Origin of the sequence: Streptosporangium nondiastaticum (genome assembly GCF_003011965.1) — a bacterium.
In the GTDB taxonomy this organism is placed as follows: domain Bacteria; phylum Actinomycetota; class Actinomycetes; order Streptomycetales; family Streptomycetaceae; genus Streptomyces; species Streptomyces nondiastaticus.
The window spans coordinates 1-19229 of the sequence record NZ_PXWG01000058.1 but is presented as its reverse complement, the minus strand read 5'-3'; the positions used below and the strand labels follow the sequence as shown (position 1 = coordinate 19229).

19 protein-coding genes are annotated in these 19229 nt (G+C 73.9%); 4 read left to right on the top strand and 15 right to left on the bottom strand.

Going from position 1 to position 19229, the window contains the following annotated elements; genetic code table 11:
- Window positions 1–174: 174 nt before the first annotated feature.
- Window positions 175–1053, bottom strand: a complete 879-nt coding sequence (locus B7P34_RS20640) for a LysR family transcriptional regulator (RefSeq protein ID WP_106678534.1) — start codon at window positions 1051–1053, stop codon at window positions 175–177.
- A 312-nt stretch (window positions 1054–1365) separates the two neighbouring features.
- Between B7P34_RS20640 and B7P34_RS20635 the strand changes: the two genes are divergently transcribed.
- Window positions 1366–1917: a hypothetical protein gene (locus tag B7P34_RS20635; RefSeq protein WP_106678572.1), complete on the top strand. Its 552-nt coding sequence runs from the start codon at window positions 1366–1368 to the stop codon at window positions 1915–1917.
- A gap of 110 nt (window positions 1918–2027) precedes the next feature.
- Here the strand turns inward: B7P34_RS20635 and B7P34_RS20630 are convergent, their stop codons facing one another.
- The 3 genes from B7P34_RS20630 to B7P34_RS20620 are packed head-to-tail and all read right to left on the bottom strand — an operon-like array spanning window position 2028 to window position 4178.
- Window positions 2028–2765, bottom strand: a complete 738-nt coding sequence (locus B7P34_RS20630; RefSeq protein WP_106678532.1) for a dienelactone hydrolase family protein — start codon at window positions 2763–2765, stop codon at window positions 2028–2030.
- Between the two features lie 40 nt (window positions 2766–2805).
- Entirely contained in the window at window positions 2806–3045 is a 240-nt protein-coding gene (locus B7P34_RS20625; RefSeq protein ID WP_146166879.1) for a DUF6372 family protein, read from the bottom strand.
- Between the two features lie 14 nt (window positions 3046–3059).
- Window positions 3060–4178 carry a GNAT family N-acetyltransferase gene (locus B7P34_RS20620; RefSeq protein ID WP_106678528.1) on the bottom strand — a complete coding sequence of 373 codons (1119 nt, stop codon included), beginning with the start codon at window positions 4176–4178 and terminating at the stop codon, window positions 3060–3062.
- Window positions 4179–4428: 250 nt separating this feature from the next.
- Between B7P34_RS20620 and B7P34_RS20615 the strand changes: the two genes are divergently transcribed.
- The gene (locus B7P34_RS20615; RefSeq protein ID WP_106678526.1) at window positions 4429–4632 is read left to right on the top strand and encodes a cold-shock protein; all 204 of its coding nucleotides are present in this window, start codon (window positions 4429–4431) and stop codon (window positions 4630–4632) included.
- Between the two features lie 21 nt (window positions 4633–4653).
- On the opposite strand, the gene B7P34_RS20610 is transcribed toward B7P34_RS20615, so the two are convergent.
- The 3 genes from B7P34_RS20610 to B7P34_RS20600 are packed head-to-tail and all read right to left on the bottom strand — an operon-like array spanning window position 4654 to window position 9032.
- On the bottom strand, window positions 4654–5838 hold the full coding sequence (locus tag B7P34_RS20610; protein ID WP_106678524.1) for a MalY/PatB family protein: 1185 nt from the start codon (window positions 5836–5838) through the stop codon (window positions 4654–4656).
- A 60-nt stretch (window positions 5839–5898) separates the two neighbouring features.
- Window positions 5899–8283 carry a glycoside hydrolase family 65 protein gene (locus B7P34_RS20605; protein WP_106678522.1) on the bottom strand — a complete coding sequence of 795 codons (2385 nt, stop codon included), beginning with the start codon at window positions 8281–8283 and terminating at the stop codon, window positions 5899–5901.
- Entirely contained in the window at window positions 8280–9032 is a 753-nt protein-coding gene (locus B7P34_RS20600) for an HAD family hydrolase (RefSeq protein WP_106678521.1), read from the bottom strand. Before B7P34_RS20600 ends, B7P34_RS20605 begins: the two co-directional genes overlap by 4 nt.
- A gap of 149 nt (window positions 9033–9181) precedes the next feature.
- On the opposite strand from B7P34_RS20600, the gene B7P34_RS20595 reads away from it, so the two are divergent.
- A complete protein-coding gene (locus B7P34_RS20595; protein ID WP_106678520.1) occupies window positions 9182–9700 on the top strand; it encodes a hypothetical protein in 519 nt (172 codons plus the stop codon).
- Between the two features lie 187 nt (window positions 9701–9887).
- On the opposite strand, the gene B7P34_RS20590 is transcribed toward B7P34_RS20595, so the two are convergent.
- The 8 genes from B7P34_RS20590 to B7P34_RS20560 all read right to left on the bottom strand — a co-directional run bounded on the left by B7P34_RS20590 (window position 9888) and on the right by B7P34_RS20560 (window position 18447).
- On the bottom strand, window positions 9888–12110 hold the full coding sequence (locus B7P34_RS20590) for a HelD family protein (protein WP_106678519.1): 2223 nt from the start codon (window positions 12108–12110) through the stop codon (window positions 9888–9890).
- A 177-nt stretch (window positions 12111–12287) separates the two neighbouring features.
- Window positions 12288–12356, bottom strand: a complete 69-nt coding sequence (locus tag B7P34_RS39930; RefSeq protein ID WP_435693975.1) for an MFS transporter small subunit — start codon at window positions 12354–12356, stop codon at window positions 12288–12290.
- A gap of 41 nt (window positions 12357–12397) precedes the next feature.
- Window positions 12398–13768 carry an OFA family MFS transporter gene (locus B7P34_RS20585; protein WP_106678518.1) on the bottom strand — a complete coding sequence of 457 codons (1371 nt, stop codon included), beginning with the start codon at window positions 13766–13768 and terminating at the stop codon, window positions 12398–12400.
- Between the two features lie 77 nt (window positions 13769–13845).
- Window positions 13846–15012, bottom strand: coding sequence for a thioredoxin family protein (locus tag B7P34_RS20580; protein ID WP_146166878.1), 1167 nt, complete (start codon window positions 15010–15012; stop codon window positions 13846–13848).
- Window positions 15013–15073: 61 nt separating this feature from the next.
- On the bottom strand, window positions 15074–15943 hold the full coding sequence (locus B7P34_RS20575) for a hypothetical protein (protein ID WP_106678514.1): 870 nt from the start codon (window positions 15941–15943) through the stop codon (window positions 15074–15076).
- Window positions 15940–16557: an RNA polymerase sigma factor gene (locus tag B7P34_RS20570; protein ID WP_106678512.1), complete on the bottom strand. Its 618-nt coding sequence runs from the start codon at window positions 16555–16557 to the stop codon at window positions 15940–15942. The genes B7P34_RS20575 and B7P34_RS20570 overlap by 4 nt, the downstream gene beginning before the upstream one ends.
- Before the next feature lie 248 nt (window positions 16558–16805).
- Window positions 16806–17870, bottom strand: a complete 1065-nt coding sequence (locus B7P34_RS20565) for a chitinase (protein WP_223268053.1) — start codon at window positions 17868–17870, stop codon at window positions 16806–16808.
- Window positions 17871–18027: 157 nt separating this feature from the next.
- Window positions 18028–18447, bottom strand: a complete 420-nt coding sequence (locus tag B7P34_RS20560; RefSeq protein WP_106678510.1) for a hypothetical protein — start codon at window positions 18445–18447, stop codon at window positions 18028–18030.
- 309 nt (window positions 18448–18756) lie between these two features.
- Between B7P34_RS20560 and B7P34_RS20555 the strand changes: the two genes are divergently transcribed.
- A complete protein-coding gene (locus B7P34_RS20555; RefSeq protein WP_146166877.1) occupies window positions 18757–19182 on the top strand; it encodes a DUF6542 domain-containing protein in 426 nt (141 codons plus the stop codon).
- Window positions 19183–19229 lie beyond the last annotated feature (47 nt).

Below are 19229 nucleotides of genomic sequence, written 5' to 3'. Positions count from 1 at the left end.
TGCTGCCTTTCTCGGTGGTCGGATCTCTGCGTCGGACCGTCCTCCACTCTGCGCGGGAATCCGTGCGGTGTCCAACATCCCTTCCCGATCACATTCAGCAGCTCTGCTGATCAATCCTGCCGGTCAATCCGGGGCGGCCCTCTGCCGGTCAACCTTGATGGCCGACCTTGATGGTCAATCCTGATGGTCGATCATGGCGAGCAACGCCCGGGCGGCGGCCGTCGGCTGACCCGCCGCCGGCACGGCCACGGCCACCTTCCACCGCGTGGGCTCCGCCAGCGGTACGGCACTGAGCCCGCGCGCCTGCTCCTTGAGCGTCACCGGCCGGGGCACGACCGCCGCGCCCAGGCCGCGCGAGACCAGGTCGAGCAGCGTGTAGACGTCGTTGACCTGCAGGGCGACCTTCCGCGCCACGCCCGCGTCGGCGAACGCGAGGTCCGCGGCCCGGCGCGCGCCCCAGTCCGGGTGGAGGTCCACGAACACCTCGCCGGCCAGCCGCGCCGCCGGCACCGGCCCGCCGGTCCCGGCCAGCGGGTGATCGGCCCGGCAGAGCAGCATCAGCGGCTCCTCCGCGACCCGCCGCAGCCGCACCCCCTCGTGCAGCCCGTCGTGGACGACGAACGCCACGTCGAGCTCGCCGCGCCGCACCTGCTCCAGCAGCCGGCCCGACCCCGCCTGCTCCATGTGCACCTCCACCTGAGGGTGGCGCGCGTGGAAGGAGGCCAGCAGCGCGGCGGCGTCGACCGTGCCCATGCACTGCTCGGTGCCCACCGACAGCGTGCCGCCCATCAGGCCCTGCACCGCGGCGACGGCCTCCCGGGCGGCCGCGGCGCACGCCAGCGTCCGCCGCGCCTCCACCAGCAGCGCCCGCCCCGCGTCCGTGAGTCCCACCCGCCGCGTCGTGCGCAGGAACAGCTCGGCCCCCAGCTCCCGTTCCAGCGCCCGCACCGAGGCCGACACCCCGGACTGGGCCACGCGCAGCCGCTCGGCCGCGTGAGTGAAGTGCTGCTCCTCGGCGACCGCCACGAAGTGCTCAAGGTGTCGGAGTTCCATGATTCAGCATCGTAGGTGCTGGATGGGAATTCCCTCCCGCCCGCCGGGAACCGTCCGGCGCCGCCGCCGCGTCCCTTTCTCCGGGCGGTCCGCTTCCCTGGCCGATACGGGGTCCTCCGGCACCACGAGTCGGCCATTCACGACCCCTGTCACACCCGCCCCGAGGGCACTTCCAGGACAACTACGTCACTGGCGGAACCACAGCCTCCCGGCCCGCACCTGGTCAGGAGGGCGCGGAGGGCGTTCCGGCGGTGGCCAATCCTCTACCTGTGGTGCAGTCAGGACGCGGGCGCCTGTCTAATGTCCCTCGCCATGCGCAGACACACGTTCGGACGCCTCGGGCTGTCCGCCACTCTCGCCTCTGTCGTCGCCCTCATGGGCATGGCCCCGTCGGCCTCCGCCGCGGACACGCCGCCGATGACGGTCACCGCCGACAAGGCGTCCGCCTCGCCGGGCGACACGGTCACCATCACCCTGAAGTTCACCAACGACCAGACCACGAACACCCAGTTCGTGTACCAGTCCATCCAGCCGACGTGGAACACGTCGCAGGACCCCGCGCTCAAGTACGCGTTCGCTTCCTGTACGGGTGACGTGACCCGCTGCGACGTCACGGGCAAGCAGAGCGGCTCGATGAACTACAACGTGCCGGTGCTCCCCGGCGCCAGCCGCACCGTGACCCTGAAGTACAACATCGCCGCGGACTCCGCGTGCGGCCCGAGCCGGCGCATCGAGTTCTACACCTATCTGTACTACGAGTACCAGGGCGGCCAGGCCAAGAAGGACGGCGTCAACTCCATCGGCACCGACATCGCCTGCAAGACGCCGGCGGCCTCCGCGAAGGCGGCCACCGCCGGGCACTGAACCACGCTGGACCACCGCAGCGCCACGCCGTAGGTCCGGCCCGGCCAGGAGCGCGCCCTGGCCGGGCCCGGTCCGCCCGGTCCGCGACCGGGTGTTGACCGGGCAGTGCCTCAGTCCGCGGTCAGGTGCCTGCCGAAGAACGCCTCGATCCGCTGCCAGGCGTCCGCGGCGGAGGCCGGCTCGGGCCCGATGCCCATGACGGCGCGCATGACCGGCCGCAGCACCGGCGGCACGTTGTCGGCCTCGTTGAGGAACGAGTGCCCGGCATCCGGGTAGAGCTTGACGTCGTGCTCGACGCCGGCGCGCTCCAGCGCCGTCCTGACCGTGGCCGCGTAGCCCCGGAAGGCCCGGTCCCTGGCCCCGTAGCTGGCGACCACCGGGCACGCGCCCTTCATCGCCGCGTCCGTGTCCGAGGGCGCCCGGCCGTAGTTGGCCGAAGCCGCGTCGAACCGCCCCTGACCCGCCAGCACGAGCGCGAAGCCGCCGCCCATGCAGAAGCCGATGACCCCGACCTTGCCCGTACAGCCGGGGTCGGCCAGCAGCCACTGCCGTGCCGCCTCGATGTCGCCGTACACGCGGCCGCGGCCGGAGAAGGCCGACCGCATGGTCGGCACCAGGCAGCGGTACGGGGAGCGGCCGTGGTAGAGGTCGGGCATCAGGGCCAGGTACCCCGCCTCGGCCATCCGCTCGTTGAGCCGCTTGTTGACCGCGTCCGCGCCCGACGCCTCGAAGAGGACGACCACGCCCGGCCGCGGCCCGTCCCCCGGAGGCCGCGCGAGAAAGCCCCGGAGACCGGGGAGACCGCCGTACCGGGTGCTGAACTCCGACAGATCGACTTGTTCGGTCATTCCTGAACCGTATGTCAACAGCCGCCGGAGCGAGGGCGGTTCAGGACCGGTGGTGCCAGCGCGGTGACGCCGCGTCGTAGCAGGCCTCACAGACGGGGAACGACATGCTGCCCAGGGCGGGAACCCGGAGGGTCAGGGCGAGGTCCGGATAGGCCTCCTCGGAGCAGATGTGCATCGTGCCGTGGTGCGCCAAGGCGCACACGCAGTGGCACGGCTCGACCTGCTCCACCGAGCCCATGGGGGCTGCGGGCGCCCGTTTCAGGCTCCCGAAAACTGGCATACAGGAATTTTATCTCAGGCGGTCCATGACGGCCTCTCCCACGCCGACGGAGACTCCGGCACCGGCCCGTCCGCCTCGGGCGCCGGGTCCGGCAGGTTCAGGGCGCGGCCCGCGAGACCCTCGCGCGCCAGGTCGCGCACCCGGCCCCCCGGGGTGACGGCCACCGTCCACAGCGGCTCCAGCCGCGCGCCGCGCCGCGCCTTGGCCCGCGACGTGCCGATGCCGAGGTGCACCGCGCGGGCCCCCAGCTCGTGGGCCAGCCGCAGCGGCTCGTAGAACATCAGGCCGAAGTAGCAGCCGCGCGTGCCGGGCCGGCTCTCGTCCACGCCGATCAGCCGCACCCACAGCACGTCGCGGTAGTGGAAGACCAGGTGGCAGCCGACCGTGCGGCCGGCGAGCCGCGCCCGCACGACGTACGCGCCGGGCAGCTCGGCGCAGCGGGCCAGGTAGCGGGAGAAGCGCCCGCCGGGCCGGTCGTAGACCGTGCCGTACATGCGCTCGTGCAGCACCAGCAGGTCGCCGATCTCGTCGTCGGGGCCGGTCAGCGGGCGGGTGGAGAAGGCGACGCCCGCCATGGTGTAGCGCCGCAGGTCGTCCTTGACCTGGTTGCGGTGGGTCTTCTCCAGGCCGGCGAGGTAGCCGTCGAAGCCGGTGCCGGGCACGTCGAGCCAGGCGTCCCACGCGATCAGGCCCGCCGGGTGGCCCGCGGTCTCGAAGGCGGCCGCGGGCCCGCTCGGCAGATAGGGCAGGAGGGCGACGTCGGGCGGGCGCTCCCGCTGCTCACCGGCGAGCAGGCCCTCGGCGACCTCGGCGGCCGGCAGCCGCTCCGGCCCGTAGCGGAGTTCGTTGAGATAGCCGGTGCGTGGCCCGGCGACGACGCAGCGCTCGGCCGGAAGGCGCTCGTCGAGGAGGAATCCCGGGCGGTAGCGCCCGGCCTGCACGGCCGGCCCGTCGGTGACCGGGGCGAGGGCGGCCGCGCGCTCCCGCGCGCACATCAGCAGCCAGCGGTACCGGTGTCCGTGCTCCCGCAGCAGCTCCAGCCAGGAGTCGCTGCTGTACAGGCCGCGCGCCGGGGCCAGGGGATGGCGCGCGGTCGCTTCCGGCAGTGATGCGTACGCGTACGAGCCGATCACTTGGTCCTTTCCGCCGCTCCGCGGTCACGGACACCGTCGAATATAGCGGCGGCGCGCCGCCAAATGGGGGCAAACGAGGACGGGGGCCGGGAAGCGGCGGCTTTCCCTCCGAAGGGGTGAAGAGAGGAGGACGGAGGGCATCTCCGCCCGCACGGCGGGGAAAGGTGAGGGACCGGGCCGGCCGTCACCGGCCACGGCCGGCGCGTCGAGCCCGTCGCGCCGCGCGAGAAGGACGAAGGACTGGAAGCACATGGCAACAGGCACGGTGAAGTGGTTCAACGCGGACAAGGGCTTCGGCTTCATCACGCAGGACGACGGCGGCCCGGACGTGTTCGTCCACTTCTCCGCCATCCAGACGACGGGGTACAAGGAGCTGTACGAGGGGGACCAGGTCACCTACGACGTCACGCAGGGGCCCAAGGGGCCCCAGGCGGAGAACGTCGTCAAACAGTGACCCCGTGCGCCCCCGGCCGCCCTAGGGCAGGGCCGCCGCCATCCTGCGCACCCCTTCGGTGAGCAGCTCCGGCGAGGTCGCGAAGTTCAGCCGCACGTGCCCCGCCCCGCCCGTGCGGAACGGCAGCCCGCCGCTCAGCGCGACCCGGCCGCGCTCCAGGAACACGGCGGCCGGATCGTCCCCCAGCCCGAGCGCCCGGCAGTCCAGCCACGCCAGGTAGGTGCCCTCCGGCCGCAGGTAGCGGACGCCGGGCAGGTGACGCTCCAGCAGCTCGCCCAGCAGCCGCCGGTTCTCGTCCAGCCCCGCCAGGACGGCGTCGAGCCACTCGGCGCCGTCCCGCAGCGCCGCCGTGTGCGCGATGACCCCGAGGTGGCTGGGGCCGTGACCGGCGATCCCGGGAAGCCGCGCCAGGTCGTCCGCGGCGGCCGGGCCGGCGACGGCCACGGCCGCCTTCAGCCCGGCCAGGTTCCAGGCCTTCGACGCGGAGAGCAGGGCGAAGGCGTCCTCCGCACCGGGCACCGACAGGTACGGCACGTACTCCGCGCCCGGCAGCACCAGCGGGGCGTGGATCTCGTCGGCCACGACCCGTACGCCGTACGCGCCGGCCAGCTCCGCCACCGCCGCCAGCTCCGCCCGCGTGTGCACCGTGCCGGTCGGGTTGTGCGGGTTGCACAGCAGGTACGCGGCCCGCCGCCCGCCCGCCGTGGCCTGCTGGAACGCCGCCTCCAGGGCCGCCGCGCCGAGCCGCCCGTCCGGGCCCAGCGGGGCCTCGACGACGCGCCGGTCCTCGTGCTCCAGGAAGCCGAAGAACGCCGGGTACACGGGCGGGTTGACGACGACCGCGTCACCCGGGCCGGTCACCAGCTTCAGCATCTCGACCGAGCCGCGCATCACGTCCGCGACGGTCGCCGTGCGCTCGACCGCCACGCCGTCCCAGCCCCAGCGCTTCCTGGCGAACGCGTCCAGCGCCTCCGCGTAGGCCGTTCCGGTGGCGTAGCCCGTGTCGCCCAGGGCGACCGCCTCGGTGAGTGCCCGCGCCACGGGCGCGGCGGGCATCACGTCCATCTCGGCCACCCACAGCGGCAGGACGTCCGGCGGGTAGGCGCGCCACTTCGCGCTCGTACGGCGCCGCAGCTCGTCAAGGGAGAGCCCGCGCAGGGGGTTCGCCTCGTCACCGGGCATTTCGTCGTATGAATCGTATGACATGGGGATCATTGTGCGAACGCGGGTGCGGGACCGGTAGGGGGGCGGCGCCGCGCCGCGTGCTCATGCCTCGGCCGCCCCGCTCTCGTGGCGTCCGGGCGCCCAGCCCCGGTGCGCGGGGTGCCGGCCCGCCGGCTGCCCCACCGGCGGGGGTTCGGGGATCTGCGGCACCTGCCGGGTCGCCACCGCGCCCTGCTTCAGCGTCACCGGCTCGCCGTAGTGCTCGATGTCCAGCGTGTCGCCGTCCACCAGCTCGTACGTGGCCTCCCGTCCGGTGATCTCGACCCGCAGCCGGCGCTCCAGCACCTGCACCGTGAACGCCAGCCGGCCCAGCTGCTCCGGGAGCTTCGGCGCGAAGCCGACCGAGCCGTCGCAGTGGCGCAGCCCGCCGAAGCCCGCCACCAGCGCGATCCACGCACCCGCGAGCGAGGCGATGTGCAGGCCGTCGCGCGTGTTGCTCTCCAGGTCGGACAGGTCCATCATCGCGGCCTCGCCGAGGTAGTCGTACGCCAGCCGCAGCTGGCCCACCTCGGCGGCCATGACGGCCTGGACGCACGCCGACAGGGAGGAGTCGCGCACCGTCAGCGGCTCGTAGTAGGCGAAGTTGCGGGCCTTCTCCTCGGCGGTGAAGGCGTCTCCGCGCAGGTACATGGCCATGACCAGGTCCGCCTGCTTGATCACCTGCTTGCGGTAGATGTCGAAGTAGGGGAAGTGCAGCATCAGCGGGTACTGGTCGGGGCGGGTCCCCGCGAAGTCCCACAGCTGGTGGCCCGTGAAGCCGTTGGACTGCTCGTGGACGCCGAGCACCTCGTTGTACGGCAGGTTCATCCGCTCCGCCGCGTCCCGCCACTCGGCGGTCTCCTCGTCGTCCACGCCGAAGTCCAGCGCCAGGTCCGGGTGGCGCTCGGCCGCGTCCGCCGCGGCCCGCAGGTTCTGCTGGGCCATCAGGTTCGTGTAGACGTTGTCGTCGGCGATGGCGCTGTACTCGTCCGGGCCCGTCACCCCGTCGATGTGGAACCGCCCCTGGTGGTCGTGGTGGCCCAGGGAGCGCCACAGCCGTGCCGTGTGGACCAGCAGTTCCAGGCCGACCTCCCGCTCGAAGGTCGTGTCGCCCGTGGCGTGCATGTAGCGCACCACGGCGTCCGCGATGTCCGCGTTGACGTGGAACGCCGCCGTGCCGGCCGGCCAGTACGCCGAGCACTCGTCGCCGTTGAGGGTCCGCCAGGGGAACGCCGCGCCCTTGAGACCCAGCTGCTGGGCGCGGTTGAGCGCGGCCGGCAGCGTGGCGTGGCGCCAGCGCAGCGGCTGCGCGGCCGCCACCGGGGCGGTGCACGTGAGCACCGGCAGGACGAACGTCTCGGTGTCCCAGAAGCTGTGCCCGTCGTAGCCGGGGCCGGTCAGCCCCTTGGCCGCGATGGCCCGGCACTCCGCGCGCGCCCCCGCCTGCAGCACGTGGAACAGCGCGAACCGCACGGCCTGCTGGATCTCGGCGTCGCCGTCGACCTCCACGTCCGCGCGCTCCCAGAACTCCCGCAGGAACTGCTCCTGCTCGCCGCACAGCCCCTGCCAGCCGGTGCTGGTCGCGCCCGCCAGCGCCGCGTCCACCTGGTCGTGCATCGCCGGCAGGGAGCGGGTGCCCGACCAGCCGTAGGCGACGGTCTTCTCCAGCCGCAGCTTCTGCCCGCGGCGCAGCACCGTCGTGACCGTGTACCGGCTGAGGTCGTCGGTGCTCGTCGCGTACGTGCGCGTGTCCTCCGGGCCGTCGACGGAGTGGACGGCGGCGGTCGCGATGCGCAGCCCGCTGCGCTGGGTCCGGTGCACCAGCCGCAGCACGTCCCCGTCGGCGGAGTGCTCCTCGGCCACCAGCGGGGACTCCAGCACGGCCGCCACCCGGGGATCTCCGGCGGCCCTGGGCAGCTGCTCGTTGGCCACCAGCTCCGACTGCAGGACGATGCGCGCGTCGCCGTCGAGCGGCTCGACCTCGTAGGCGATGGCGGCGACCGCGCGCTGGGTGAAGGACACGAGCCGGGTGGAGCGGACCCGCACCGTGCGGCCGGAGGGCGAGGTCCACTCGACGGTGCGGTCCAGCAGGCCGGTGCGGAAGTCCAGCACCCGCTCGTGGTGGAGGAGCCGGCCGTAGCGCAGGTCGAAGGGCTCGTCGTCGACGAGCAGCCGGATCACCTTGCCGTTGGTGACGTCGATGACGGTCTGCCCGGACTCCGGATAGCCGTAGCCGGCCTCGGCGTACGGCAGCGGCCGCAGCTCGTACACCCCGTTCAGGTACGAGCCCGGCAGGCCGTGCGGCTCGCCCTCGTCCAGATTGCCGCGCCAGCCGATGTGGCCGTTGGCGAGGGCGAAGACGGACTCGCTCTGCGGCAGCACCTCCAGATTGAGCTCGGTCTCGCGCAGGCACCAGGGCTCGACGGCATAGGCCGGATGGGTGATCACGTGTGCTCGCCCGCCTCTCCCAGCAGTTGCTCCAGGTCCTGGACCACCACGTCCGCGCCGTGGCTGCGCAGGGCCTCGGCCTGGCCGACGCGGTCGACGCCGACGACGTAGCCGAAGGCCCCCGCCCGGCCCGCCTCCATGCCCGCCAGCGCGTCCTCGTAGACCGCGGCCCGCCCCGGCTCGACGCCCAGCTCGCGGGCCGCCTCCAGGAAGGTGTCCGGGTGCGGCTTGCCGGGCAGCTTGCGCTCTGCGGCGACCACGCCGTCGATCCGCACCTCGAACAGGTCGGCGATGCCCGCGGCGACGAGGACGTCGTGGCAGTTGGCGCTGGAGGAGACGACGGCCCGGCGCAGCCCGGCGGCGCGGGCCGCGTGCACGTAGCGCACGGAGCCCTCGTACGGCTCGACACCCATCTCTCTGATCTTCTCCAGGACGATCGCGTTCTTCCGTGTGCCGAGGCCCTGGACGGTGTCCCGCTCGGGCGGGTCGTCCGGGGCCCCCTCGGGCAGACGGATGCCCCGTGAGGCGAGGAAGGAACGCACGCCGTCGGCCCGGGGCATGCCGTCCACGTACTGGTCGTAGTCGTCGACCGCGTCGAAGGGACGGAAGCCCTCGCCGTCCCGCGCCTTCAGGAAGGCGTCGAACATCTCCTTCCAGGCGGCCGCGTGCACGGTCGCCGTCCGGGTCAGCACCCCGTCGAGATCGAACAGACATGCGCGGATGGACTCGGGAAGGCCGAGGCTCGTCATGCGGCCATGATGCCCCGTAAGGCGGGCGCGCGCCCGGCGCATACACTCGCTTGCGCCCGTCGCCCACCAGCCGCCCCGTCCACCCAACGGCCGCGCACGCCCGGGCAGGGGCGTGCGGAGCGCTCCGTTCAGACCCGTAAAGTGATCAAATGACCCATCCTGTTGATGCTGTCGATGCCGCCGCGGTCGCCCTGGGCGAGCGCGTCTGGATCCCCCATGACGACGAGCTGGCCCTCGGCCGCTCGTTCCTCTCCCACCGCGACGCGCTGGAGCCGCGCCTGCTGCCGGACATGCCGCGCAGCACCGACCCCCAGGGCTGGCTCACCCAGCACGTGCTGTGGCTGGAGGACGTGGCGGCCCTCGCCGAGAACCTCCGCAACCAGTGGTACAGCCACCTGCCGGCCAGTCACATGACGGCTCTGATCTCGGCCTATGCGGAGCACGCCCGCGCCGTGACCCCGCTCGCCGCCCACCTGCGCGACGCGTGGGCCGCCGAGTCGCCCACGCCGCGCACCCAGGAGCAGGTCACGTGGTGGGAGGAGTGGCACCTCCCGCCCGCCCAGCGCCAGCAGCTCGACGCCCTGACCCACCGGCTGATCGTCATCGGCTCGGTGGTCGTCGCGGCGGTCACGGGGGCGTGGAACGAGGCTCCTGCCGAGGGCGCCTGACGGCGGGCACCATCTTTCCGCCGCCGCGGTGAGCAACCCCCGTGGCGGTGTCCGGCGGTGCCGGGCCGGCCGGGGCCGGTGGCGGTCCGGCACCGCCGGTCTGCCGCGTGGGGGTTGCTCACCGTCGCGGCGGGGGCGGATGCGCGGCGCCCGGGTGCGTCGCCGAGGCGTCCGCGCCCCCCGCGCGTCAGCGGGCGGACAGTGCGGCCTCCAGCCCCGCCGGGAGCGAGCCCGTGTGGACGATTCCCAGCGACTGCGTCGCGCGGGTCAGGGCCACATACAGGTCGCTCACGCCGAACTCCGCCGGTTCCGCCACGACCACCGCGTCGAACTCCAGGCCCTTGGCCTGCCGGGGGTCCAGCAGGACCACCGGCCGCGTCAGGTCCGGCGCCGGCCCGTGCGACGCGCCGGGGAGCGCGGCGGACAGGGCCGCGTGGTGCGCCCTCGGGGCGATCACGGCCAGGCGGCCGTCCCGCGGCAGCTCCCGGGCCACGGCCTCGGCCACCGCGCCCGCCAGGTCCCCGGCGCGGTGCGCCCAGGGGCGCACGTCCGTGGAGCGGATCGAGCGCGGCGGCTCGAACGACGGGTCCGCGGAGCGCAGCACGCCCGCCGCGACCTCCATGATCTCGGCCGGCGTGCGGTAGTTGACGCCGAGCCGCACGTGCTCCCAGCGGTCCCCGACGTACGGCTCCAGGATCGGGGCCCACGCGCCGCAGCCGCCCGGCTCGGACGTCTGGGCCGGGTCGCCGACCAGCGTCATGGAGCGGGTCGGGCACCGCCGCATGAGCAGCCGCCACGCCATCGGGGACAGCTCCTGCGCCTCGTCCACGATGACGTGGCCGAACGCCCAGGTGCGGTCCGCGGCGGCGCGCTCGGCGGCACTGCGGTGGTCCTCCTCCTCGTGCCGCTCCGCGAGCCGCTCGGCGTCGACGAGGTCGTGCGCGGCCAGCACCTCCGAGTCGTCGTCCGCACGGTCCTCGAACTCCTGGGTGCGCGAGCCGTACGACAGGTCGAGCACGCCCTGGGCGTACGCGATCCGCCGCTGCCGCTCGGCCTCGGCAGCGGCGCGGGCGGCCGAGTCGTCCTCGCCGAGCAGTTCGGCGGCCTCGTCGAGGAGCGGGACGTCCGCCGGCGTCCACGGGCCGCCGGTGCGCCGGATCGCCGCGGCGTCCGCGGCGGGCAGGTGGGAGGGGCCGGCGAGGAACTCCGCGACCAGCTGACGGGGCGTGAGCGGCGGCCACAGCTCGTCGATCGCCGCGTGCACCTCGCGGCTGGCCGCGACGGCCTTGCCGAGCTGGGCGATGTCGTCCGGGCCGAGGAAGTTCGGCCCGCCGTAGGGGTCCGCGCCTATGCGGTCGGCGAGCTGCCGGGTGAGCGCGTCGATGACGTGGAAGGCGAAGTACGGGCGGGCGAGGTTGTGCGGCAGCTTCGCCGCGCGGGCGTGGTGGCGCGCGTCGGAGGCGATGTCGGCGTCCAGCAGCAGCTCGCCGTCCTCGTGGTCGATGACGATGGCGGGATCGGGGAGGGTCTGCCGGTCGCGGACGTACGCGGCCAGGGCGTCCGCCATCGCGGTGGCGCCCTTGACCTCGGCGGCCCGCGGCGTGTCGGTCCCGGTCGCCGTCACGCCGGGGAAGAGCTCGCCGGGCGTGGCGAGCAGCACGCCCGTCTCGCCGAGCGAGGGCAGCACCTCGCCGATGTAGCCCAGGAACGCGGGGTTGGGGCCCACGATGAGCACGGCGCGCCGGGACAGCTGCTCGCGGTGGGCGTACAGCAGGTAGGCGGCGCGGTGCAGGGCGACGACGGTCTTCCCGGTGCCCGGACCGCCCTCGACGACGAGGACGCCGCGCTGCGGGGCGCGGATGATGCGGTCCTGTTCGGCCTGGATGGTCTGCACGATGTCGTGCATCCGGCCGGTGCGGGCCGCGTCGAGCGCGGCGAGCAGGACGGCGTCCGCGTCGGAGCCCTCGTGCCCGGTGCGCTCGGAGTCGGTGAGGTCGAGGATCTCGTCGTGCAGCGCGGTGACCCGGCGGCCCTCGGTGGTGATGTGGCGCCTGCGCCGCAGCCCCATGGGGGTGTGCCCGGTGGCGAGGTAGAACGGGCGCGCGACCTCGGCCCGCCAGTCGATGACCAGTGGGGTGCGCTCCTCGTCGTCGCTTCGGATGCCGATGCGGCCGATGTGGTGGTCGCGGCCGTCGCGGAAGGCGAGCCGGCCGAAGCACAGGCCGCGCTCGCCGGCGTTGAACGCCGAGAGCAGCCCGGACTGCTCGGCCACCATGACATCGCGTTCCAGCCGCGCCTGGAAGGTGCTGCCGCCCTGGGCCAGGGCCTGCGCCACCGCCCGCTCGGCTCCGGCGCGCAGTTCGGCGAGCCGCTCGTGGAGCAGATCGATGAATTCTTGCTCGTTGCGCATGTCCGCGATTGACAATTCAGCTCCCGCCGGGATATGATGGCCTCATAAAGCTTCCCCCTGCCCTGTTTTGGGCAAGGCAGGGAAACCCCCAATATACGCAGAGGAATCCCCCGGCCGTCAATACGTCCGGGGGATTTCTCGTGCGCCGGTGCGGTGCTGCTTAAATTCCCGGCCCGCTCACCCGGTGAACAATTGCCGAAGCCGTAGGGTGAGTTCGTACACGCCGTAGGCGAAAGGCGCTCCCACCCACAGCCAGCTCACCACGAGCACCGCCTTGCGGACTCCGGTCACGCGCCCGCTCCCTTCTCCGGTACGGCGGCCGCCGGCAGCCCGTCCCCGCCGCCGGCCGGCTCGTGGTGGCGCGGGTGCACCGGCCGCACGAGCTCGTTGGCGGCGAAGCCCACGGCCAGCAGCCCGATCATGACGAGGAACGACGTGGTGTACAGGCCGGGCCCCGTCCGGCCCGCAGACTTCCCGGCATCGGCGACCGCGTTGACGATGAGCGGCCCGAGCACCCCGGCCGTGGACCAGGCCGTCAGCAGCCTGCCGTGGATCGCACCGACCTGATGGGTCCCGAACAGGTCCTTCAGATAGGCGGGCACGGTCGCGAAACCGCCGCCGTAGAACGACAGCACCACGGCTGCGCACGCGATGAACAGCGGCTTCGCGGAATCGCCCGCGAGCGCGAGCAGGAGATACATCAGCGCGCCCGCCCCGAGATACAGGCGATAGATGTTCTTCCGCCCCACGGAGTCGGAGACGGAGGACCACACGATCCGGCCGAGCATATTGGCGAGCGAGAGCAGGCCGACGAAACCCGCGGCCGCGGCCGGACCGACGGGGGAGGAGGAGTCCGCGAAGAAGTCCGTGATCATCGGGGCGGCCTTTTCCAGAATGCCGATGCCCGCGGTGACGTTCGTGCAGAGGACGACCCACAGACACCAGAACTGCGGCGTGCGCAGGGCGTTGCGCGCCGACACCTGCCCCGTCGTCGCGAACCCGCGGGACTTCGCTCCTACCGCGCGCCCGGCCGCCGCCTCCGGGGCATCCGGCGGCACCCGGACCAGCAGCACGCCGAGCGTCATGAAGACGGCGTACGCGCCACCCATCACCAGGAACGTCCGGGCGATCCCCGGCGCGTCCGTGCCGAAGGCCGACAGCAGCTCCGCCGACCACGGCGAGGCGATGAGGGCGCCACCGCCGAAGCCCATGATGGCGATGCCCGTGGCCATGCCCGGACGATCGGGGAACCACTTGATGAGCGTGGACACCGGCGAGATGTAGCCGATGCCCAGCCCCGTCCCGCCGATGAGGCCGTAGCCCGCCACCACGAGCCAGTACTCGCGCGTGGCCGCCCCCAGCGCGGCCACCAGGAAACCGGACGAGAAGCACGCGGCCGACACGGCCATCGCCCAGCGCGGGCCGCGGCGCTCCACGAACGTGCCGCCGAACGCCGCCGACAGGCCGAGCATCACGATCGCCACCTGGAACGGCAGCGCCGACGCCGTGCCGGACAGGCCCAGCGAGGACTCCAGCGGCGGTTTGAACACGCTCCAGGCGTAGGCCTGGCCGATGGCCAGGTGGATGGAGAGCGCGGCCGGCGGGACCAGCCAGCGGCTCCACCCCGGCGGTGCGACGACACCGGATCGGGCAGGCATGCCCGGACGCTACAGCGCCCGGCGGCTTCCGGACAGACCGCGCGCACCCCCCGAGCTGACGGTGCGCAACCCGCGGGCTAGCGGCCGGTGCCCGCCGGCAACCCCGCCGTGGTCAGCCACCCCTCGACCTGCCGGCGCGTGGCGGCGCCGCTGAAGCGGAAGACCTCGCGGCCCTCGCGCAGCAGCAGCACGGTGGGGACGCCCAGGACGCCGAAGCGCTCCTGCGCCCACGCGGCCCGGTCGACGTCGGCCTTCACACCGGTCAGGGCGGCTCCGCGGGCCTCGACGGCGTCCTCCAGGACGGGCATGAGGAAGGCGCAGGGGCCGCACCACGGAGCGGTCAGGCCCACGAGGACGGGCACGGGCCCGGCCAGCAGCCGCTCCAGCTCGTCCTCCGTCACGAGCTCGCGCAGGACACCGCGCTCCTCCGGAGCCTCTTCGTCGTCCTCGCCGTCTTCGTCCTCATCGTCCTGCCCGGCGGCGGACGGCATTGCGGCCTCGGCGGCCGCACCGGCGAACAGGGCCGCGTTCTCGGGCGGAGCGGAGATTCCGTTGACGCAGAGCCCGGCGGCCAGCAGCCGCTCCAGCACGGCCGGGTCGAGCGCGTGCCCGGGGCGCTCGGCCACCGACACCTCGGCGAGCTGCGGGAGGTGGGCGAGCACGGCGCCGGCCAGATCGTGGCCGGCGGGCATGCCGTCGAAGGTGAGGGACGCGAGGTGCGGCGCCTCCGTGAGGGCGCGGAGGTGCTCCGGCCGGAAGGCCGTCGCCTCGCTGAGGACGAGGGAGTCGAGGGACGCGGCCGTCTCCGAGCCCGTGAGCGCGGCCAGCCCGGCGCCGGTGAACCGCGGGGACTCCAGGACGAGATCGGTCAGTCCGGGCATGCCGCCCAGCGCGGCGACTCCCTCGTCGGTGAAGTCGCCGGCCAGCACGAGCGTCCTCAGCGCCCGCTGCCCCGCGATCGCCCGGACCATGGCGTCCGTCGTCCCGGCCAGGTCGGCGACGACGAACGCGTCGGACGGCAACCGCGCGAGGGCGGCGGCGAGGGCGTCCGTGTCGAAGGCCTCACCGTCGCCTTCATCGCCCTCGGCGCCGGTCGCGTCCAGCACGTAGACGAGCCGGGAGCCGGACGACAGCGCCACCGGACCGCACGCGTCCAGCTCCACGGGCTCGCCGCCGCCCTCCGTGTAGCGGACGAGGGTGCCGGGGATGCCCTGCTCGGGGAACTCGATCACACGTGCGCTCATGTCTCCATGCTAGGCGCGGCCCGGTGGCGCGGAGCCGGCCGTACGCCGCGGGCGGCGGGGCTCAGGACCGGGTCCCCGCGCAGTCCTCCAGCTCCGCGGCGAGGTATGGCGCGGGCTGCGGGACCGTGCCGTAGTCGGCGTCGCTGTGCGCCTCCAGGTTCCGTACGGCGGCGGTGAGATGGGTGGTCACCGCCCGCCACCAGCGCTCGTCGGGCGAGGGCGCGGCGGGGGCGCCCGGGCAGGCGGGCCGGTCCGGGCCCTCCTCGCCCTCCTCCCAGAAGAAGCGCGCCGAGGACTCGACCACGCCGTAGCGGCTCGGCCGCCGGTCGCCGCGGATGGGGGTGGGCGGCGTGCCGAGGATCCGGTCGCCGTCCTGCGCGTACAGCCCGGCGGCCTGCTGGAGCCACCACTGCGCGGCCTGCCGCTCGCTGTGCTGCAGGTGGTGCAGGTACAGGCAGCGGGCCGCCGTCGCGGAGCCGGCGCCGGCGGCGAACCGCCACCAGAACGCGGCGCCTTCGTGGCGTCCGGCGAGGTGCAGCAGGCAGGCGAAGGCCAGCGCGCCGCGCGGCTCGATCGCCGGGTCGTCGACCAGCCGGGCCATCGCGGCGACCGCGGAGCGGTCGTGGACGACGCGGGCGGAGAGCGAGCTCAGCTCCGTGGCCGCCCGCTCGTGCAGGGCGGTGCGCCTGGCCGTGCCCAGGGGCGGGGCGGCGGGGACCGCGCGGCCGGCGCGGTCGTGGTCGTGGCGGATGCTCTGGGCGCGGCGGTCCATGGCGTCCGCCCGGTTCCACACGACGCGGCCGGCGATCCGCGCGAGGGCGGCCCGCTCGTTGTAGCCGTCGAACGTGCCCGTCGGCACGGCGGCCTCCGCGAGCACCCGGTCGATGCCGGCCGGCCGGTCGCTTCCCTGTTCCTGGCGCATGTGGTTCACGCCTCCTCTTCTCCTTCCCGGGCTTCCGGAGCGTCAGGGGCTTCCGGAGTCCATGCGATCTCCAGATCGCGGGCCAGGCGCCGTCTCGCCCCCCGGACGTGCGAGCGCACCGTGGCGGGCGAGATGCCCATGATCCCGGCGACGCGGTGCACGGGATAGCCGAGCACGTAGCGCAGCACGACCACGTCGAACTGGCGGTCGGGGAGCCGGGTGATGGCCGCGTACAGGCCGAGCCGCGACTCCAGCACCTCCATGCGCGCGCGGCTCGCCTCCCGGACCGCCGCGAACGCCGCCGTCTCGACGAGGGCCGTGGCGCCGCGCCGCCTGGCCGCCAGCAGCTTGGTGATCTTCTCCTTGAGGGCGGCCAGTGCGTACGCGGCGGGGTTCGGCTGCCGCCGCACCTCGCCCCAGGCCAGCGCCAGCTGGCAGAAGACCTCCTCCACGACCCACTCGGCGTCCGGCTCGCTGTCCAGCTGGAGATGGGCGTAGCGGAGGTAGGGCCGGTGGTGGAGCGAGAAGAAGTCGACGAAGTCGGCCGGCAGGCCCTCCGACAGGTCCTCCCGCAGCGCCGGCCAGGGCCGGGGCCCGGTCCGCCGCCCGGTCATGCCGGTCATGCGGCTCCCTCCCCGGGCCCGGGTGGCCGGCAATCGCATGCCTGTACCTGCACCTGCACGTCCTCTCGCCGATGGACGGTGCCGTCCCCTCGGCACCCGAGGGCCACAGAGCCCTCACCCATCAGCCAAGCGAAACGGAGCCCCTGGCGTGCAGGCCGATCGTCCGAATGTCGTGCGGAGAGGGGGACAGGGATGCGCGGAGGGCGCGCGGCGCGGGCCGCGCGCCCCCGGTGCGGCCGGACGGGCCGTCAGCCTCCGCTCGTGAACGGTGCGAACGTCCGGCTGAAGTACCACGTGTCCTGTTCGATGCCCGAGCAGGAGTCGGACCCCTTCGTGCCCGGACAGCCGCCGTTGTCGCGCTGCAGCGCCCAGAACGAGAGGGTGCTGATGCCCTGGGAGACCGCCCAGTCGCGGACGCGGACCGCGTCCTGCACGGTGAACGTCTCGGCCGGGCCGTAGTCGTCGATGCCCGGCATCTCGGTGACGCCGGTCATCGCCCACAGCTCCGCCCGCGACTTCGCCGGGTAGAGCCGTGCGAGCTGCGCGTGGAGCCCGTTCGCGGCGCTGACCGTGTCCGCGGCCATGTCGTGCGCGGCACCGTCGTAGTAGTCGAACGTCATGATGTTGACGACGTCGATGCGCGCGCCGTTCGCGACGGCGTTGCGCAGCACGGCCAGCCCGCTGTCGGCCAGGCCGTGCGTCGTCGTGGGCAGGGTGTAGGAGAACCGCACGGTGCGGCCGGTGCGCGCCGCCCAGTCCTGCACCTGCCGGACGGCCTTGTTGCGGCGGTCGATCCCGGCGGTGTTCGTCAGGGAGTTGTCTTCGATGTCGAGGTCAATGCGGGTGACGCCGTACGTGGTGACGACGTTCTCGAAGGCGGCGGCCGTCCGGGCGGGGTCCGGGCAGCTGTCCGCCAGTTCCGTCCCGCCGTTGTCGGCGGCGTATCCGCCGAAGGAGGGGATGACGTCGCCGCCGCGGGCGCGGATGGCGGTGATGTCGCCGCCGAAGACGGACGCGGAGACGGGCTTGCCGGTGTCGCCGTTCCAGTAGGGCGTGCAGGAGCCCGGGGCCTCGGTCTGCAGGAACGCCATGGTGAGGTGCTTCGCCCCGGAGCGCGCGGCGAGGTCCGCCGGGCTCTCGGGGCTGTAGGTCTCGAAGTAGGGCGCGAAGACGTGCGGCGGCAGGGGCGCCGCGGCGGCGCGGGCGCCGCCGCCTCCGCCCAGGACGAGCCCGGCGGCCGTGGCCGCGGCGGCGAGGGCGGAGAGCAGGGCACGGCGTATGCGGTGGGTGCGGCGGACTGGGTGTCGTCTCACGGAAGCTCCCGATGGTCCGGGCGGGGCCGGACGCGCGCGAGGGGTGGGGGACCGGTTGCGCGCTGAACATCGTTGGTCTGGACCAGAGTTGTGTCAAGGCTTCCGGCGGGGATCGTTCCGTGGGGCTCTCGGGGGCAGCTCGGGAGGGGCCGGGGGGCTAATGGATGCGGACCATGCGCACGGCGGAGCTGCGCACCACCTCCGGGTGCGGGTCCCCCGGCGCGTCGAGGCCGTAGAGGACGCCCCGGAGCTGCAGCGCGCCGCGGCGCCGGGCCCGGATCAGCGCCTCGACAGTCGCGCCGTCGCCCGAGGGCACGGTCCGGCCGCAGTTCACCGTGCGCCAGGCGCTGGCTCCGAGGGTGCGTTCCTGGACGCACGCGCGCAGGTACCGCGCGGTGTCGTCGTCGCCGTCCCCGCTGATGCGCAGGGCCTGCCCGGTGCGGACGGGATGCCCGGGAGCGGTGATCTCCATCGCTCCTTCGGCGGCCGCGGGGACGGCGAGGAGGGACACGGTCGCGGTGGCGAGGAGCGCCGTCGCGGCGGCGCGGGGGAGGAGGCGCTGGGGGTCGAGTGTCATGGCCCACCCTTCTGCGGTTCCGGGCTGCGGTTCCGGTCGTGCCGCTGATTCCGTCGTGCACATGGAATTTTTCCGGGGAATTCATATTTTCCGCGCCAACTCCCCTTTGAACCACTGTTATTGGTACGGTCCAGGCGAATGAGACGATACGCCTCCGGGGGCGCCCGCCGTGGACCCGCCGCCCTCCGGAGGCCGGGAGCCGAGGGGGCTGTGCGGCAGTCCGGAAATAACACTTGCTATATTGCGCAACTGTGAAAGTTGCCAGGCTGCCGCGGCACGTGCGGCGGCCGGATCCGATGGGGAGCACGTATGGGCCGTAGGCGGACCGGGACACCGGGGAAGGCGCAGCAACGGGCGCGGCGCGCCGGAGCGGCGGTGTCCGCCCCGGTGGCGCTGCTCGTGGCGGGCGCCGGCGCGGACGAGGCGGCCGGAGCCGGCCTCGGCCTGATCTTCGTGCTCACCGCCGCGGCCGCCGCCGCCCTCGCCGCGGCACTCTGCCCCCGCGGCCGTACGTGGTGGGTGCTCGCCGCCCCGCCCCTGGTCATCGCCGTCGTGGCCGTCGGCGCCCAGCTCGCCGCGGGCGCCGGCAGGAGCGGCGGCAGCCTCGTGATGGCCGTCGTCCACTGGGCCCTCGACACGTTCCCCGCCATGCTGGCGGCCGAGGCGACGGCGGCCGTCGTCCTGGCCGGGCGCGCGCTGCGCCCCGGCCGGGGGAGGAGGGCCGCTCATGCCTGAGCCGTACCGCCGCGACCGCGACCCCGGCCGCGACCGCAGCCGGGAGC

Bases quoted from the DNA above. Each gene is read 5' to 3' on its own strand.
- B7P34_RS20555 (WP_146166877.1), top strand. From the start codon at position 18,757: ATGGGCCGTAGGCGGACCGGGACACCGGGGAAGGCGCAGCAACGGGCG.
- B7P34_RS20560 (WP_106678510.1), bottom strand. From the start codon at position 18,447: ATGACACTCGACCCCCAGCGCCTCCTCCCCCGCGCCGCCGCGACGGCG.
- B7P34_RS20615 (WP_106678526.1), top strand. From the start codon at position 4,429: ATGGCAACAGGCACGGTGAAGTGGTTCAACGCGGACAAGGGCTTCGGC.
- B7P34_RS20585 (WP_106678518.1), bottom strand. From the start codon at position 13,768: ATGCCTGCCCGATCCGGTGTCGTCGCACCGCCGGGGTGGAGCCGCTGG.
- B7P34_RS20635 (WP_106678572.1), top strand. From the start codon at position 1,366: ATGCGCAGACACACGTTCGGACGCCTCGGGCTGTCCGCCACTCTCGCC.
- B7P34_RS20580 (WP_146166878.1), bottom strand. From the start codon at position 15,012: ATGAGCGCACGTGTGATCGAGTTCCCCGAGCAGGGCATCCCCGGCACC.
- B7P34_RS20640 (WP_106678534.1), bottom strand. From the start codon at position 1,053: ATGGAACTCCGACACCTTGAGCACTTCGTGGCGGTCGCCGAGGAGCAG.
- B7P34_RS20570 (WP_106678512.1), bottom strand. From the start codon at position 16,557: ATGACCGGCATGACCGGGCGGCGGACCGGGCCCCGGCCCTGGCCGGCG.
- B7P34_RS20625 (WP_146166879.1), bottom strand. From the start codon at position 3,045: ATGCCAGTTTTCGGGAGCCTGAAACGGGCGCCCGCAGCCCCCATGGGC.
- B7P34_RS20600 (WP_106678521.1), bottom strand. From the start codon at position 9,032: ATGACGAGCCTCGGCCTTCCCGAGTCCATCCGCGCATGTCTGTTCGAT.
- B7P34_RS20595 (WP_106678520.1), top strand. From the start codon at position 9,182: ATGACCCATCCTGTTGATGCTGTCGATGCCGCCGCGGTCGCCCTGGGC.
- B7P34_RS20610 (WP_106678524.1), bottom strand. From the start codon at position 5,838: ATGTCATACGATTCATACGACGAAATGCCCGGTGACGAGGCGAACCCC.
- B7P34_RS20590 (WP_106678519.1), bottom strand. From the start codon at position 12,110: ATGCGCAACGAGCAAGAATTCATCGATCTGCTCCACGAGCGGCTCGCC.
- B7P34_RS20630 (WP_106678532.1), bottom strand. From the start codon at position 2,765: ATGACCGAACAAGTCGATCTGTCGGAGTTCAGCACCCGGTACGGCGGT.